17 protein-coding genes and 1 tRNA gene are annotated in these 15827 nt (G+C 43.3%); 7 read left to right on the top strand and 11 right to left on the bottom strand.

From position 1 onward, the window contains the following. Positions 1–312: 312 nt before the first annotated feature. A complete protein-coding gene (locus MBUR_RS10180) occupies positions 313–2232 on the bottom strand; it encodes a hydantoinase/oxoprolinase N-terminal domain-containing protein (protein ID WP_011499989.1) in 1920 nt (639 codons plus the stop codon). A gap of 337 nt (positions 2233–2569) precedes the next feature. Between MBUR_RS10180 and MBUR_RS10175 the strand changes: the two genes are divergently transcribed. Beyond that, positions 2570–2782 (top strand): hypothetical protein, encoded by a 213-nt coding sequence (locus MBUR_RS10175; RefSeq protein WP_048063374.1) that lies wholly within the window; start codon positions 2570–2572, stop codon positions 2780–2782. A gap of 6 nt (positions 2783–2788) precedes the next feature. Here MBUR_RS10175 and MBUR_RS10170 read toward each other — a convergent pair whose 3' ends face one another. From MBUR_RS10170 to MBUR_RS10135, 8 genes are all read right to left on the bottom strand, one after another. Then, on the bottom strand, positions 2789–3925 hold the full coding sequence (locus MBUR_RS10170) for an SO_0444 family Cu/Zn efflux transporter (RefSeq protein WP_011499988.1): 1137 nt from the start codon (positions 3923–3925) through the stop codon (positions 2789–2791). Beyond that, positions 3922–4284 (bottom strand): ArsR/SmtB family transcription factor, encoded by a 363-nt coding sequence (locus MBUR_RS10165; RefSeq protein ID WP_011499987.1) that lies wholly within the window; start codon positions 4282–4284, stop codon positions 3922–3924. Before MBUR_RS10165 ends, MBUR_RS10170 begins: the two co-directional genes overlap by 4 nt. 12 nt (positions 4285–4296) lie before the next feature. After that, positions 4297–5064 (bottom strand): energy-coupling factor transporter transmembrane component T family protein, encoded by a 768-nt coding sequence (locus tag MBUR_RS10160; protein WP_011499986.1) that lies wholly within the window; start codon positions 5062–5064, stop codon positions 4297–4299. Positions 5065–5068: 4 nt separating this feature from the next. Further along, positions 5069–5887 carry an ATP-binding cassette domain-containing protein gene (locus tag MBUR_RS10155; RefSeq protein ID WP_048063372.1) on the bottom strand — a complete coding sequence of 273 codons (819 nt, stop codon included), beginning with the start codon at positions 5885–5887 and terminating at the stop codon, positions 5069–5071. Then, positions 5872–6681, bottom strand: a complete 810-nt coding sequence (locus MBUR_RS10150; protein WP_011499984.1) for an ATP-binding cassette domain-containing protein — start codon at positions 6679–6681, stop codon at positions 5872–5874. The genes MBUR_RS10155 and MBUR_RS10150 overlap by 16 nt, the downstream gene beginning before the upstream one ends. A 16-nt stretch (positions 6682–6697) precedes the next feature. Continuing rightward, positions 6698–7255, bottom strand: coding sequence for a biotin transporter BioY (locus MBUR_RS10145; protein ID WP_332244206.1), 558 nt, complete (start codon positions 7253–7255; stop codon positions 6698–6700). Between the two features lie 153 nt (positions 7256–7408). Continuing rightward, entirely contained in the window at positions 7409–9025 is a 1617-nt protein-coding gene (thsA, locus tag MBUR_RS10140; protein WP_048063371.1) for a thermosome subunit alpha, read from the bottom strand. A 434-nt stretch (positions 9026–9459) separates the two neighbouring features. Further along, positions 9460–9531: transfer RNA gene (locus MBUR_RS10135), tRNA-Arg, on the bottom strand. 127 nt (positions 9532–9658) lie between these two features. Between MBUR_RS10135 and MBUR_RS10130 the strand changes: the two genes are divergently transcribed. The 3 genes from MBUR_RS10130 to MBUR_RS13090 are packed head-to-tail and all read left to right on the top strand — an operon-like array spanning position 9659 to position 11546. Further along, positions 9659–10846: a redox-regulated ATPase YchF gene (locus tag MBUR_RS10130; RefSeq protein ID WP_011499981.1), complete on the top strand. Its 1188-nt coding sequence runs from the start codon at positions 9659–9661 to the stop codon at positions 10844–10846. 40 nt (positions 10847–10886) lie between these two features. Then, positions 10887–11141 (top strand): hypothetical protein, encoded by a 255-nt coding sequence (locus tag MBUR_RS13095; protein WP_052286232.1) that lies wholly within the window; start codon positions 10887–10889, stop codon positions 11139–11141. A 12-nt stretch (positions 11142–11153) separates the two neighbouring features. Then, entirely contained in the window at positions 11154–11546 is a 393-nt protein-coding gene (locus MBUR_RS13090) for an undecaprenyl diphosphate synthase family protein (protein ID WP_198003736.1), read from the top strand. Here MBUR_RS13090 and rimI read toward each other — a convergent pair whose 3' ends face one another. Then, a complete protein-coding gene (rimI, locus tag MBUR_RS10120; protein ID WP_011499980.1) occupies positions 11547–11966 on the bottom strand; it encodes a ribosomal protein S18-alanine N-acetyltransferase in 420 nt (139 codons plus the stop codon). It lies immediately after the preceding gene. A 90-nt stretch (positions 11967–12056) separates the two neighbouring features. Here rimI and MBUR_RS13085 point away from each other — a divergent pair, with 90 nt between their 5' ends. The 3 genes from MBUR_RS13085 (at position 12057) to MBUR_RS10105 (ending at position 14793) form a co-directional block, all read left to right on the top strand. Beyond that, a complete protein-coding gene (locus tag MBUR_RS13085) occupies positions 12057–12617 on the top strand; it encodes a DUF5817 domain-containing protein (protein ID WP_052286230.1) in 561 nt (186 codons plus the stop codon). A gap of 130 nt (positions 12618–12747) precedes the next feature. After that, entirely contained in the window at positions 12748–14040 is a 1293-nt protein-coding gene (locus MBUR_RS10110) for an ATP-binding protein (protein WP_011499978.1), read from the top strand. 6 nt (positions 14041–14046) lie between these two features. Next, the gene (locus MBUR_RS10105; RefSeq protein ID WP_011499977.1) at positions 14047–14793 is read left to right on the top strand and encodes an MBL fold metallo-hydrolase; all 747 of its coding nucleotides are present in this window, start codon (positions 14047–14049) and stop codon (positions 14791–14793) included. Between the two features lie 3 nt (positions 14794–14796). Here MBUR_RS10105 and MBUR_RS10100 read toward each other — a convergent pair whose 3' ends face one another. Then, positions 14797–15735: a DUF5803 family protein gene (locus MBUR_RS10100; RefSeq protein ID WP_048063370.1), complete on the bottom strand. Its 939-nt coding sequence runs from the start codon at positions 15733–15735 to the stop codon at positions 14797–14799. Positions 15736–15827: the final 92 nt, after the last annotated feature.

The raw sequence follows: 15827 nt of genomic DNA, 5'->3' as shown, positions 1-15827 counted from the left end.
TGATACTACGAACTTGTATATCAAAATAAACAATACACTGATAACTATCAGGACCACCAGTCCAACCGAAGTACAGGAAATCTGGTCCATACGTTCTTGCGAACAGCAGAGTTTCATTAGCATTACACTCCCATATTATGCCAAGGTATTATCACATTGAAGAAAGAGTTGAAACTAGATCAACATTTCTATAGAAGTAAACACTTTGACTTGTTAGATCGAAAGAACGACTAAAAGCAACATTATAAATAAAAAAAGAAAGGGAAGAACATTCGATAATATCGAATTTTCAAATGCTTTTCAACATCCTCCTTATACAAGACTGGAACCAACTCCCATTACACGAATACGTGTCTCAAGAGGATGCGACCAGCCATCAGGAATTATTTCCTGTTTTTCGATTTCCACTTTCACATGTTCAGAGTCCAGACCCGCATCCATCATGTACTGAAGAATTGTCTCTCTTCCAGTTTTTGAAGCGTACTCAAGTGCTTCTTCATATTCATAGAAGCTCTCTCGCCCTTTCTCGGAAAATACATAGAACTCCCAATCGGGTGCTGCCATTGATGCCGGCCTCACAAGGAAATCCACCCTGCGAATACCTTTTGCAGCCAGTGCACCGGTCGCATTTCCTACATTGGAATATTCAGGCACGATGATCTCCGCATCCAGTATTGACTGAAGATCTTCAAGGTATGCAATTACAGGACCTCCTATGAGCACTACCGGAATATCCACCTTGAATTTAGCAGGAGATTCAATATCGAATATCTTACGGATCTCCGTTTTTGGAATTCCTTCAAGGAAGAAAGACATAAGATTAGATGCCATGTTCTTTGCAAATTCCTGTTTTACAAATGATGCAAACTCCACTGCATCACGTCTGCACAATGAGCCAAGATATTTAGAACCTATCTCAGATGCTTCGACAGTGTGTTCAGTATAATCCCCAAGAACATGAAGTGCATCGGTAGGAGTGAAACCTATTGTCTGTATCAACCGTTTCTGCAAAAGCGAATCCAGATGTTTTGATGAAGGATATTTCTTCATCCTGCTATGCAACTCCCTTATAGAGGTCGGCTCATCGGAGATATATCTGAAAACATCCATTTCCTGAGGGCTTATGTCTATCGGGTCATAGCCAGTCCTTATGTAAAATTTGGTGGGCTGGAAGTTGATCCCAAGCAAGCCTTTCGAGGGCATCGGGTTTGTCCTGAGTTGGTCCAGAAACCCGGGATAGAGATCAGCTGCACGACAAAGAGGAATTACCCTGCGAGGGCCGATATTGACACTATTGTCCTTTACCCAGACATCACTGTCCCCGCCCATTGCAGAAGTCTCCATCTTGATAGCCTTGACCCTGGTCTTCCAGCCACCGACAACAGCTCCCGATTCACTCATTTCGGGCACACCATTTTTAATGACCGAAATATCGGTACTAGTGCCACCAACATCGATAACGGCACATGTGTCATTGCCGGTCAAAAATGAAGCACCTACAAGACTGCCTGCCGGGCCTGAAAAGATAGATTCGATCGGTTTTTCAAGTGCACTTTGAATACCAATTACCGAACCGTCACATTTGAGCATGAAAACTTTTGCATCAATTCCCTTTGAAGAGATATACTCTTCAACGGTTGTCATGAACTTCTCAGTAACAGGGATAAGTTGAGCGTTCAGAAATGCAGTCACAGCCCTCTCGAAAGCACCAAGTTCCTGCGAAAGCTCATGAGCACATACAATAGGAAGACCAGTGGATTCTTTTATGATCTCCTTGACTCTCAATTCATGTTCATGGTTTCGTATACTGAAATATGAGGATACTGCAAATGCAGCTACCCTATCCTTGACACTTTCCGCAAATTGCCTTACAGCGTCTTCATCAAGAGATGCAGTGGGAATACCATTGTAATCATGACCACCCTCCACCTGCACATAGTGTTCAGTTGGAAGCTCCTGGTTCAATTCATAATTTCCCACAAGTATAAGACCAACCGGGAAGCCCGTACCCTCCAGAATACTGTTCGTCGACAAAGTAGTGGAAACAGACACCACTTTTATATCATTAAGATATTTTTCATCGATCCCATCAATTGCATTCCTGATGCCTCCAAGAGGATCAGGGTATGTTGTAAGCGCTTTGTTCGAAGAGACGATGACTTCATCCGAATCTCTAAGAAGGACTGCATCTGTATAAGTACCACCTGCATCGATACCGAGACTGTATTTCATTCAAAATGACTCCTTTATGATATAAATAAAAATTTTTGTTCACTTAAGCCAATATAACCAAAACCATTGATAAAGAAAAAATGAACAATACTTAAACGTATCGCATTTGCACATCACTGTTAACTTTGAAAAACAGAAACACACATGAGAACAACTCGAATATGAGCGTTGTACTTTTTTGAACTGTTATAAGCAAAACAACTCAAAAAGGAAGTGTTGATATTGTGGATATATCGGAGTAAATATATTAATATTCTGTCGAATTATATAAATACACCCATGCACATAGAGAGACGTGATTATAAATCGTCGAGCTTGTGACAATTGAGTAGATTATATGAAAAATGATGACTTTTCATGGAATAAACACGAATTAAAAGAACCGAAGAGTCTCGGAAAAATAGTAGCAATTCCTATACTGGATGGCTCAAAATCACCTGCCGGACACCTCCCATTATGTGAAGAACATTTAAAGGAAGATGCAATTGTGGAGGATTTTAAAGGACGTATCAGCATGATGCTGTCCGATCGCCGTTGCAAAAAAGAGTGATGTGTTTCAATCACAACCCTTTTTCTGATTATATATCCCATATACCATCAACGGAAGTAGCAGTAATGCAAAACCGTTCTTCACTTCTTCGGGCATAATATCGCTGGCACTTCCGACTACCGACAAAGCATCAATACCCAGATATGAATAGACCATATCAAGGAGAATGCCCCCTGCAACTGCACAAACTGCAATTGAGGCTAGATAAACACCTGTAGACCTCTTCCCAAGATATTTCAGGACCATTGTAATAGTAGCTGCATTAGTTGCAGGTCCTGCAAGCAGGAAAACAAATGCTGCCCCGGGACTCATACCTTTTGCAATAAGAACTGCTGCAAGCGGAGTTGAAGCGGTCGCACAGATATAAAGTGGAATGCCCACAACAAGTGCAAGAAGCATTGAGACCAGGCCCCCCCCAAGATGGGAACCAACGAGGTCCTCAGGCACCATATATGTGATAATACCTGCAAGGATAATACCAATGATAAGCCAGTAGCTTATATCACCGAGCAGTTCCACGTATGCATATCTGATACCGGATATGACCCTTCCTGAAAAAGTATCAGCATCTTCCGTACCGTTAGGCCCGCATGAGTTGCAACTGCATGAGGAGGAAAGAGATGAAGACGGCGTCGGTAATGAAGCCATTTCCAATATGTTCGTTGTCGGTATTTTTTCAACATCTTTGCCTGAAACATCCCGAGGAGAGCGTAGAAGGTCATCGGCAATCCCTGCAACCAATGCAGTAATGAAAGTAGCTATTGGCCGGAATATTGTCATAATGGGATCAAGAAGGGCATATGTGATGGCTATTGAATCCACACCTGTTTGGGGAGTCGATATTAAAAAAGACAAGGTTGCTCCATTTGTTGCACCTCTTTTTTTTAAGGACAGAGCTGCCGGGACAACCCCACAGGAACATAATGGCAGAGGCACACCGATCAGTGAAGCATTCAGTACAGAACGGAATTTTCCAGCAGAATGTCCAAGATATTGCATAATCTTTTCATCCGGTACAAATACGTGCAAGATCCCCGCAACACCGAATCCTAACAAAAGATAAGGTGCTGCTTCTGCAAGAACATTCCAGGAACTCAAGACGATACCAATGAGTAACTCTTGAATTGATTCTACATAGGTCATTGGGCACACCCCATAACATGACTGCGGGATAATTCAAGCAGTGCCCTCACATGCTCATCAGCAACGGAATAAACTGCAAAACGCCCGTCTTTCCTGACCCTGACAAGGTCAAGCTGTCGAAGAGTGCGAAGATTGTGAGAGATGGCAGATTGGGTCATACCAAGAGCACGTTCCAATTCGCATACACACATGTCCTTCTCAAGTAGGAGATACATTATTGTTAATCGGGGTTCCGATCGTAAAGCATGGAATATATTGGATATCCTCAGTATCGCATCCTCATTTGGAAGATGGGATACTATCGCGTCAATAGCATCCTTATTAACACGCTCACATGGAGCATCGAGTTGCATGAACATATGAACATATGCTCATGCATATAGCATTAATGCTGTTACCACGAGAACGATAGAACAGACCAAAACATCTCGCCCGGTCATTTTGATCTCGAATAAAGAGGTACGATAGTTGCCTTGATAACACCTGCCTTCCATTGCCATCACCACATCATCGGCCATCCTCATTGAACCTTTCAACACCGGGATTGCAAGTGAAAGTGTCCCATAGATAGGATTATGCCCGTACCTTGAACCACGCGACAACTGAGAATCCTTGACCTGCCTCGCATACCACAACAGATGAGGTACAAAATAAAGAGCTAAAGACATCATCGTTGCGATCTCGAATGAGGTCACACCCACCCACCTCAACGGAAGCGGACGAAGTATTCTTTCAATTCCGGCAGTTATCACCGCCGGTCTCGTAGTCGAGGTCAACAACGAGCTATAGAGGATTAAGAGGACGAACCTTGCGGTGACCAACGAACCTTTCAAGACTCCCTCATCAGTTGGCGAGAATTGAGAATCGAACAACGCCGCACCTTCGGTAAAGAAGGAATGGATAAGGAAAATAAAGACAAATATAGGCAACAATGGCCTGACTGACCTTATACCCGATAACCCGGAACCTGCGATTATCGTAAGCCCTATAAAAAGCAATGCAAATACAAGGAGATCAGTAAGGGCAGATGATCTGAATATTAGGATACTCAGGCACATTACTGAAAATATCTTGACACGCGGATCAAGTCTGTGAAGAAAAGACTTACCTGCAACATAGGAGAATAAGAATCCATCCACCTGATCAGCCCCCTTTTTCCAACAAAGCCCCAACGATCTCATTGAAAGCATCTTCCACGGAAAAGACCGTTTTCTTTATAGCCAGTCCGGAAGAGCTCAATTCCCTCATGAGTACGGTAATCTCGGGAGCCGGGAGGGACAGTGAACTTAGATATTCTTCAGGAGACCCCTCAAAGACCACCGCACCTTCATTCAGATATACGATCTTATCAGCCACACCAAGAACATCCTCAAGATGATGAGAGACCAACACAACACCCACTCCATTTTGTCTGAGAAGTTCAAGTGTTTTGAAAAGGTGTTCCTTGTAGAATGTACTCAGCCCCGAGGTAGGTTCATCAAGGACCAGATAGTCAGGAGATGATGAAAGGACACCGGCAAGGGCCACAAGTCTCATTTCTCCCCCGCTCAGACTAAACGGGGAACTTCCAAGAATATCGGAACTAAGACCGACTTTTTCAATTGCGTCATGTACACAATGTTCCAATTCATCCCCTTTCATACCAAAATTCGAGGGACCGTAAGCAATATCCTCAAAAACGGTCTTGCAGAACAATTGTTTTGAAGGCTGTTGGAACAGGACACCGACCTTTCTGCACACCTCTTTTTTTGAAGATGCAAGCCCGTCCACGGTCACATTTCCAGATAGTGGGACCAACAGCCCATTGAGATGCTTGATGAGGGTTGTCTTGCCACAACCAACCTTACCAATGATACCTACAAACTCACCTTTACCCACTGAAAAGGTCACATCTTTCAATATAGTGAGCCTTTTTTTTCCTTTCCCATATGAGAAATGCAGCCCATTCACCTCGATGGACATATTTCCTCCTTCAAGGATAAAGCATCCATAGGGAACACGTCGGGAGAGATCATGCCTGCGTCCTGTAATCTGAAGGCAAGTTCCAGATGCGGAGGAACTTTTCGACCTGATGCATCTATCTCACGAAACACATCCCGAGGGGCGCCGTCACTTTCAATAGAACCATTTTCAAGTAATATGACCCTATCAGCAAACAAAGCTTCTTCCATATGATGCGTCACATAGACCACGGTCTTTCCCCTTTTGTTGAGCTGCCGTACAATGTCAATGATCTGAGAACGCGAATCCGAATCCAGCATGGAAGTCACTTCATCGAATATCAGTATCTCAGGGGCCATTGCCAGAACCCCGGCAATCGCCGTTTTCTGTAATTGCCCCCCACTTAAGTACATGAGAAGATATCCTTCAAGACCTTCCAACCCTACATTTGCAATGGCATTTGTAACACGTATTCTTATCTCATCGTTTTCCAGTGCAAGATTCTCAGGACCGAATGCGACATCCTCTTCAACTGTTGCACCCACTGCCTGAGAGTGAGGGTCCTGAAAGACCATGCCGACCGTTTGCCGTATTTCCCAGATATCTGTGGAAGACGCAGTATCCATCCCGCAGACAGAAACAACTCCAACAGACGGTTTCAAAAGACCGTTCATGTGACGTATGAGAGTGGATTTACCACTGCCATTGTCCCCAAGAATGGTTGTGAATGACCCTTTTTCTATCCGAATATCGATTTCTTCAAGCACTTTATTACCATTCGGATAGATGTAACTTACACCCTTTAGCTCTATCATTAGAGTACCTTTCAGATCATATTTTGTATTTTGTCGCAATGCCCGTTGCAACTGCTATCTTTACAATACCGGGCAGAATGAATGGGAGGAAACCTACAGTTACCGCCTGCATGAATGACATATCTGCAACTATCATCAGATGAGCCAGACCGAAACAGAAGATGACAACGGAACCGATCGTTACAAAAAGACCATTCTTCAATAAATTATTGCTACCGTTCATCTCAAAGAGATAACCAATAATGAATGCCGCTGCGATGAAGCCGATGAGGTATCCCCCAGTAGGGCCAAGGATGACACCGAGACCGGAACCGCCGTTCGAGAATACAGGCAAGCCGGCAATACCGAGAAGAACATAAACTATCATACTTATCCCACCCCATTTACTGCCAAGCATTGCGCCTGCCATCAGAACGAATACCATCTGAAGAGTGAACGGGATAGGACCAAGAGGTACAGTTATGTAGGCACCGATGGAGGTCAATGCTGCAAATAACGAGGAATATACCATTTTTTTGATATTACTGTTCGAATTGATCACATCATATTTTGCATGTGAATTATTGTTAACCATGTCCATGATAATGGTTAACAGGTGATTAATACCTTACGATTACTACAAACTTTCAGATGAGATACAATAGTAGCAAAGCCAGAGATACAATGAAAAGTAGTGAAAAATGATAAAATGTGCCGGAAAGACGGCACGTAAGGGTTTGAAACAGACTTAGTATGCAGCGTCCATATCAAGGTCAGGCATGTCAGGCAGGCCACCCGGACCCATACCTTGGTTCGCGCTGCCTTTTGAAGCCACGACATCATCGATCCTAAGGATCATGACAGTTGCTTCCATTGCAGCGTTTATAGCCTGGGTCTTTATTCGTAGTGGCTCGATTACATCGTTCTCCCACATGTCGACTACCTCGCCGGTGTAAACATTAAGACCTGCGTTCTTGTTACCCTTCTCATGCTGGGAACGTAGTTCCACCATTATGTCAATTGGGTCAAGACCTGCATTCTCTGCGAGTGCCACCGGGATCACTTCAAGAGCTTCTGCGAACTTGCTAACAGCAAGCTGCTCCCTTCCCTTGAGTGTGGATGCATACTCACTGAGTCTGAGTGAAAGTTCGACCTCAGATGAACCGCCACCAACAACAACCTTGCCATCTTCGATGACAACACCGACAACATGCAAAGCATCGTTCAATGCATGATCAAGTGAATCGACAACGTGCTCGGTACCGCCGTGGAGAAGTACTGTAACAGCCTTGGAGTTCTGGCAACCTGTAACATAGGTCATCTTGCCGCCCCTCACTTCTTTTTCCTCTACCAGACCTGCTGTACCTACATCTTCAGTAGTGATCTGATCAAGGTCCTGTATGATTGTTGCGCCGGTTACCTTGCTGAGTCTCTTAAGATCGCTCTTCTTTACCCTTCTGACAGCATAGATACCTGCTTTCTCGATGTAGTACTGTGCCATATCATCGATACCTTTCTGGCAGAATACAACATTTGCACCGCTTGCGATGACCTTCTCAGCCATCTCCCTCATCATCTTCTCTTCCTGGTCCAGGAACAACTGCATCTGGCCCGGGGATGTGATCTTGATTTCAGAATCTACTTCGGTCTTTCTGAACTCCACAGGGCAGCTTAACAGAAGGATCTTTGCATTCTCTACCTTCTCAGGCATGTTGGGGTGTGAGCGTTCCTTGTCAATTACAAGACCATCTATAAGCTCAGAGTCATCAATACTTCCGCCTGCGCGCTTCTCGATCTTGATGTTCTCAAGGACATTGACCTTAAGGCCATCCTCTTCCTCTTCGACTATTGAACGAACTGCTTTGACCGTGAGAGCTGAGAGCTTCTCTTTGTATGCCTCAGCGCCCTTTCCAGTGATAGCGGTTCCAGCGATCTTTATCAGAGCCGCTTCGTCGTCCGGGGAAATAGCAATAGTGATAGTTTCCAGGATCTCACGGCATTTCTCTGCAGCATGTCTGTAACCTTCGGATATGATGGTTGAGTGGACTCCCTTCATGATAAGTTCTTCTGCCTTTGAAAGCAATTCTCCTGAAAGAACTGCTGCAGTAGTTGTTCCGTCCCCGACCTCAGCATCCTGTGTCTTGGATACTTCCACGATCATCTTAGCTGCAGGGTGCTGGATATCCATTTCCTTCAAGATGGTAGCACCATCGTTTGTGATAACAATGTCACCCATGGAGTCCACAAGCATCTTGTCCATTCCCTTTGGACCAAGTGTTGAGCGGACTGCACTTGCAACTGCCTTTCCTGCAAGGATATTGTTACTTTGTGCATCCCTGCCCTGAATTCTCAGATTTGGTGTGATATTTAGACCTCCTTAATAGCATTGATAAAGAAAATCAATTATTTGAATATTTGAGATATTACACATTATGTGCTCAATCCGTTCGTTCTAAATGAATGAACTTCTATATAAGTATAACCAGTATTTGAATGTAGAAAAATATGCAAAGGCATGCAAAGAACTGAAAAAAAAAGTGACGTAAACCAAAACCACATTACACTGTGATATCGATGACCAGAATACTGCATTACATGTGATTTCCCGGACATCAATAATAACATGACAAAAACTAATCCTGCATAAGCAAACTGGCATTCATGAAGATCAGCACGTTTATGAACTTGCACATTACAAACCACATCAATAGTAAATTGAAATAAAACGAGACTCCACTTGAAGTCAATTGAGACACTCCAAGCAGAGTGAAAGTACATGACTTTCAACTAAATATTGTACGTCCCGACCGAGAATCGAACTCGGGTCTAAGGCTCCGCAAGCCCCAAGGATATCCTCTACCCTACCAGGACAGTTAGACAGACATTCTAATAACTTCCTGTAATATAAACATTGCTCATAAAAACAACTTCATAAAACATTTACATTGCCGTATTCCCATGAACAAAAGTTAAATGCTTCAAGGATGATTGGTAAAGCATGTCAATGACCATAGGCCTTGCAGGAAAACCAAATGCAGGTAAATCAACTTTTTTCAAAGCTGCTACCCTTGCAGATGTCGAGATAGCGAATTATCCGTTCACCACGATCAATGCGAACAAAGGAGTAACTTATGTAAGGGCAGTCTGCCCATGCACAGAACGGGATAAACGCTGTGGTAACTGTCAGGACGGTATAAGGTATGTACCTATTGAGATCATAGACGTCGCAGGACTTGTACCCGATGCACACATGGGACGCGGCCTTGGTAATACGTTCCTTGACGAGCTTAGACAGGCACAGGCCATAATACACGTAATAGACGCATCCGGTGGCACAGATATCGAAGGAAACCCTGTGGACATAGGAGAACACGATCCACTGGAAGATGTTAACTTCCTGAACCGCGAGATAGCAATGTGGATGACAGGTATCCTAAAAAAGAACTGGGACAAGCTTTCACGAAAGATAAGGGCCGAAGGCATGAAGATGGAACAGGCCGTTTCAGACCAGCTCCTGGGTGCAGGTGTCAATGAATCCCAAGCACGTCAGGCCCTGCTTGCTTGCAAAATGCCTGAAGAATGCACCCAGTGGACAGATGAAGATATGGCAAAGCTTTGTGAGACCATACGCGCCATCACAAAACCTACGATGATAGCAGCCAACAAGATAGATGTCGCACCTGCAGAGAACGTAAAAGCTCTCGAAGAACTTGACATCATGGTAGTACCCACCAGTGCTGCAGCAGAACTTGCATTGAGATCAGCTGCAAAGAATAATATAATAAGTTATAACCCGGGAGACATGGGTTTCGAGATAATCTCCGACAAGGTCAGCGAAGCACAGAAAAATGGATTGCAAAGCCTGAAAGAGATGATCACCACCCTAGGAACCGGTGGAGCCGGCATACAGGAGTGCATTAACAGAGCTGTTTTTGACCTTCTTGAACTGATAGTAGTATATCCGGTGGAAGATGAAGGAAAATGGGCAGACAAGAACGACAGAATGCTCCCTGATGCTTTCCTCATGAAGAAAGGTTCCACCCCACACGATCTGGCATACCGCGTCCACACCGATATCGGAAACAGGTTCCTCTATGCAGTTGATGGGAAGACAAAGATGAGACTTGGAGAAAAGCATGACCTGCAAAACGGCGATGTTGTAAAGATAGTCTCAACTGCAAAGTAAGTACAAGCTCCATTAAATAATAAGACAAAGATGGCATTACATGATAAGGGCACTCTACGAACAATACTTGTTGAGCCAAATCAACAGGAAACAGGGGCAAAGACCAGAACATATCACAATGATACTTTCAGAATCCGATCTGCTTGATGATAGCGGAAAAGAGAAACTGAGTGCATTCCTGAAATGGTGTTTTGCCCTTGATATAAAAATAATAAGTATTTACGTGGATGTCCTCGACGTTAAAGAAGAAGCAAAAACAAGGATAGTATCACTGCTTTTAGACGAATTGAAATAGATAATGGCCCCTTTGTCCGAAAATGTTGGATTCGACATATACAACGAAAAGGGAGAGCTTATCGAAAATAAAGTTGGTGAAACCCACCGGGTACATTTCTCAGTAGGGTTTGGCGGAAAGAACGAGATAACAAAGGCGATCACTTCCATTCTTCATGATGTGAAAGATGGAAGATTGACTCCTTCGGACATCGATGAAAATACCATAGAATCCCATTTGACAGTACGTGAAGAGCCCGAGATAATAATTCGTGCAGGTGGAAAGCACCTTTCGAATTTCCTTCTATGGCAATCCGCTTATTCTGAACTCTATTTTACCGATGTCAACTGGCACGGTCTGAGAAGAATGGACATACTTAGGATCATAAGGGATTACCAAAAAAGACAGCGTCGCTTTGGAAAATGATCAAGTTCTCCTTTCCATAACAATTGCATTATCGTCAGGATAATAGTCAGGAATGATTGCCACAGCTTCGAACCCATTGGCAAGATAGAAGTCCTGTGCAGTTTTGTTCTTCTCCCTCACTTCCAGCCGTACAAGAGGAAAAGAATTAGTCTTTGCAAGCAACATGCAGCTGTCTAAAAGACAAGAACCTATATTTCTCCGCCTGTGCTTTGGATGTATCGCGATACTTGCCAGATGAGCATCATCAGCGATCACGACAAGGATCACATACCCACAGATCGAACCATCTTCATCGAACACAATAAAACCGGGATGATGAACATAAGACCTGAATGTGCGCAGGTCCCAGGGCTCAGCAAAGGAAAGGTTCTCGAGATCTACGACTGCCGGCAGATCCGACCTTGTGGCGGTTCTTATCATATAATACCAGAATGGGCGTCATGGATTATAAATATCTGGAAATATCCTAAAGGGTTCCATACTTATAGAAGACAGGACAACCAGTCAGTGATGCCAGTTTATTCGGTGATAGCCTGCCCTAAATGTCGCAAATCTGCACAACTCATAGAGGATAAAGATGCAAAGACCACAAAATGTCAACTTTGCGGAACTAACCTACATATAAGGAAACTACGGGTGTTCCATACGGGCGAAGACATTGAAGAAGCAAGAGCTGTGCGCACAAAGGTACAAGCACAACTTCTCGGGGAAAAGCAAAGCACAACGATGAGTAACCTCAAATGTCCCACATTTGGAGAGGAACTTAGTTCATTATCGACACCCAGAGATGATGCATCAATATCCAAAACAATAGATAAAGCATTCAAACCGAACGACCCGTCCGAGATCAAGACTCCAATAGAGAATGTTCGCAGAAAAAAGAATAATGCGGAAAAGGACATGAGGTCCATCCTTGAAAACAGACCGGAAGGAATGAAAGTATCCGAGCTATCCTCCATTGCTTTAGAAATGGACGTTGATGAAGCAAAATTCAAAGATATACTTGAGAAAATGAAAAGTTCAGCACAGATATATTTCCCAAAAAAAGGTTATATTAGAATAGTTCAATGATCCATTGAATTTTACCATATTTTCATTCAGAACACATAAGATATATCTAAAAGAACCACATAATCTTATAGTTCAATGGACTGCCCTCAGGGCGAATACAAAAGTCCTTTCACAATTACAAGGTTAGAATATGTCCGATACGACTACACTTGACATTATAGAACTGCTACTTACAGCAGAGATCTACAACAAATATCCGGAAATGGATGTGAATGATCTTCCAAAGAACATAAGGAAGAACTACTGGAGCCGCACGCACAAAGGAGTGCCAAAGCCTATCACGGTAACCCGCAAGGGCATTGAGGGGCTTTTTGCCATCAAAGAGCTTAAAGGACAGGTGCTGTCATTGCCTTTTATCGACATCGATGAGCTCACATCAAAAATAAAGTTCACTTCCTTTGATGTGGGAGCAGACTGGTTTCATAAACAGGAGTCAGCAGGTGAAAGAATAGATGCGAACCCGGTACTGGCATATTACTACGAAGAGAAAAAGAGCTATGAGACTGCCAATTATAAAAAGGCACTAGCTTCAACCGGTCCAAAGGAAGTTGACAGGGAATGGATAGAATCCCTTATAAGCGAGATATCTGAGGAAGAAGGCGGCGAAGATATGCTTAAGCTGGTGCAAATAATCGCACCGGAGGATATTGCCCAACCGATGAGATATATGGTCCTTACAGAAGATCAGAAGGAAGAGATCGAAAAGATAGTCAAGGCCATACAGTACCGCGAGCATCTCAAGAAGATAGGTTTGTATGATATAGGGAAGATCCTGATGGTAGGACCACCCGGCACTGGAAAGACATCCGTAGCGAAAGCAATGTCCGAACGCCTTTCAATACCTTTTGTTGAAGTAAGGTTGTCCATGATAACCGATCAATACCTTGGCGAGACCGCAAAGAACATCGATAGAGTGTTTACACTTGCGAAGCGATTGAGCCCATGTATACTTTTCATCGATGAATTCGATTTCGTTGCAAAGACAAGGGCATCCGATGAACATGCTGCATTGAAAAGAGCTGTTAACACACTTCTCAAAGCAATAGATAGCATCAGCCTGACCAATGATGGAGTCCTTCTGATGGCAGCGACCAACCACCCCAGAATGCTGGATTCTGCTGCATGGAGACGATTCGATGAGATAATGGACTTCCCTTTACCAAACGAAAAGATGAGAAAAGCAATCCTGGATATCGTGACCAAGGAAATAGAAGGGGACTTCGACAATGCTGAGATAGCGCCACTCACTGAAGGATACTCTGGTTCAGACCTGAGAATGGTCATTCGGGAAAGTGTGCTCAATGCCCTTGTGGAAGAGAGGATGATAATCACACAGGATGATCTGTTCCATGCCGTCCTCAAGTTCAATAAACGTGCCAACATCAAATCCGATGAATATGTGATAAATGAGGGAGGCTTCTGATACTTTATGAAGATAACACTTCTGGGCACAGGAGATGCTCCCGGAACACCAATAATCGGTTGTGATTGTCCCACATGTATCGATGCAACAAAAGGAACTAAAAGCAACCGACTGAGGTTTTCCATACTTATTGAATCAGATGAAGGTAAAGTGCTAATAGACACCAGCCCGGACATGCGGGAGCAGATGTTGCGAAAAGGTCTCAAACACATCGATGGAGTCATATGGACACATGGTCACTATGACCATTATACCGGATTTGGAGAATTCCATCGTGTCCAGTACAATGTGGATGTATATGGAGTAACAGAAACGCTGGACTATATTCTTGATTATGTCTCATTTCTCAGACCAAAAAGGCATGACATACCGCTGAATACGTCCTTTGAACTTATAGGACTGGAGTTCACACTTTTCGAGGTGAACCACCCCCCCGCAAAGAAAGCGGTGGGCGTAATGATATGCGAAGGTGACAAGAAAGTGGTCATCAGCGGGGATACTGATGAGAACATCCCTGAAAAAAGTATTGAGATCATACAGAGCCCTGATATTTTCATAGTGGACGCCATTATCCCACATGACGTAGGATTTCATGTAAAGAAACACATGGATGCAAAGGAAGCAATGGAAATTGCTGAAAAGATCAATGCAAAAAGGGTTGTAATGACCCATATAAGTCATTACTTCAAACCCCATGATGAAGCCGTTAAAACATATCCACTGGGATATGACGGAATGGAACTTATCCCTTAAGCGTTAATTTTTATTTCCGCCCTTCCCGGTTCTGGCATTCTTCTCAGTGAAAGCACCTTCAATAGATTCCCTTGTTTTACGAAGTTTCCTTCTTGCAGAGAGATAATTTCCAAGCACTATCAATACACCACCAAATAGAATGCTCGTACCTATCAAAAGCAACCTTGGTGCAGATTCCGAATAGAACTTGATCATCACTGTCCGATAAGGGAGATCTTCTTCAGATATATTGATCTTAAGATATTCTCTTGCCATATTAGTAAAAGTACCGGTCTTTGCATGAAGATCATACCAAACCAGAACTTCGCGACCTTTTTCATCAATATACCTATCATCCGTATCAGGAATTACCTTTCCAACGAAAGGATTTCCAGTCGTATACCCCATAGGTAACACGAACCTTACTGTAGAGTCATGCGTAGGAACATACATGAAATCCTGACCTTTTGGAGGATTGAGAGTAAAAGCAACTATACCGGTGATACTCTCATTGAACCTCATGAAGAAATGTTTCTGCCCACGAATTACCTTATCTTCAAGCGTATAGTTGAAAACAGGGAAGTCTTTTGAAGAGGAAGATGCAAACATCTCAAAGGTCTCGGCTGAAGCAGAAATATTAGAGGAACTGTCCGCAAGGATGAAAACATTGGAAAGGACATCCCCACCAGTATTGAAAACATCCTCCATAGGAACAAGTTCTATCACAGAGGTATCTGACACCATATAAACAACGTTCGTAGTTCCATTTCTTGTAAGATAAAAAGTGGTCGTATTCAAATCATCACTTTTATCTACAGAACTCGGAAATACTTCCAGTTCATAATCAAAAGTTTCTGAAATTGCATTACTATTATCACTCACGGGCACAAGCTCATTGATGCAACCTGATGACATTATTGCAAGGATAAAGACCAATACCATTGTTATTGCTAATCTTTTCATGATACACATCGCAAAAGTTGTTCAAAAAATAATGGACATCATTACTAAAAAAGGTTGTTGAAAAAAAGAAGCACTCCCAAAAGGGAGTGTGT

The sequence above is a fragment of the Methanococcoides burtonii DSM 6242 genome, from assembly GCF_000013725.1.
In the GTDB taxonomy this organism is placed as follows: Archaea; Halobacteriota; Methanosarcinia; order Methanosarcinales; family Methanosarcinaceae; genus Methanococcoides; species Methanococcoides burtonii.
The sequence above is the reverse complement of the archived record's forward strand: the minus strand, read 5'-3'. Positions and strand labels throughout refer to the sequence as shown.

Excerpts from the sequence above, each read along its gene's own strand:
- MBUR_RS10180 (WP_011499989.1), bottom strand. The coding sequence starts at position 2,232 with ATGAAATACAGTCTCGGTATCGATGCAGGTGGTACTTATACAGATGCA.
- MBUR_RS10175 (WP_048063374.1), top strand. The coding sequence starts at position 2,570 with ATGAAAAATGATGACTTTTCATGGAATAAACACGAATTAAAAGAACCG.
- MBUR_RS10170 (WP_011499988.1), bottom strand. The coding sequence starts at position 3,925 with ATGACCTATGTAGAATCAATTCAAGAGTTACTCATTGGTATCGTCTTG.
- MBUR_RS10165 (WP_011499987.1), bottom strand. The coding sequence starts at position 4,284 with ATGTTCATGCAACTCGATGCTCCATGTGAGCGTGTTAATAAGGATGCT.
- MBUR_RS10155 (WP_048063372.1), bottom strand. The coding sequence starts at position 5,887 with ATGTCCATCGAGGTGAATGGGCTGCATTTCTCATATGGGAAAGGAAAA.
- MBUR_RS10150 (WP_011499984.1), bottom strand. The coding sequence starts at position 6,681 with ATGATAGAGCTAAAGGGTGTAAGTTACATCTATCCGAATGGTAATAAA.
- MBUR_RS10145 (WP_332244206.1), bottom strand. The coding sequence starts at position 7,255 with ATGGTTAACAATAATTCACATGCAAAATATGATGTGATCAATTCGAAC.
- MBUR_RS10130 (WP_011499981.1), top strand. The coding sequence starts at position 9,659 with ATGTCAATGACCATAGGCCTTGCAGGAAAACCAAATGCAGGTAAATCA.
- MBUR_RS13095 (WP_052286232.1), top strand. The coding sequence starts at position 10,887 with ATGATAAGGGCACTCTACGAACAATACTTGTTGAGCCAAATCAACAGG.
- rimI (WP_011499980.1), bottom strand. The coding sequence starts at position 11,966 with ATGATAAGAACCGCCACAAGGTCGGATCTGCCGGCAGTCGTAGATCTC.
- MBUR_RS13085 (WP_052286230.1), top strand. The coding sequence starts at position 12,057 with ATGCCAGTTTATTCGGTGATAGCCTGCCCTAAATGTCGCAAATCTGCA.
- MBUR_RS10110 (WP_011499978.1), top strand. The coding sequence starts at position 12,748 with ATGTCCGATACGACTACACTTGACATTATAGAACTGCTACTTACAGCA.
- MBUR_RS10105 (WP_011499977.1), top strand. The coding sequence starts at position 14,047 with ATGAAGATAACACTTCTGGGCACAGGAGATGCTCCCGGAACACCAATA.
- MBUR_RS10100 (WP_048063370.1), bottom strand. The coding sequence starts at position 15,735 with ATGAAAAGATTAGCAATAACAATGGTATTGGTCTTTATCCTTGCAATA.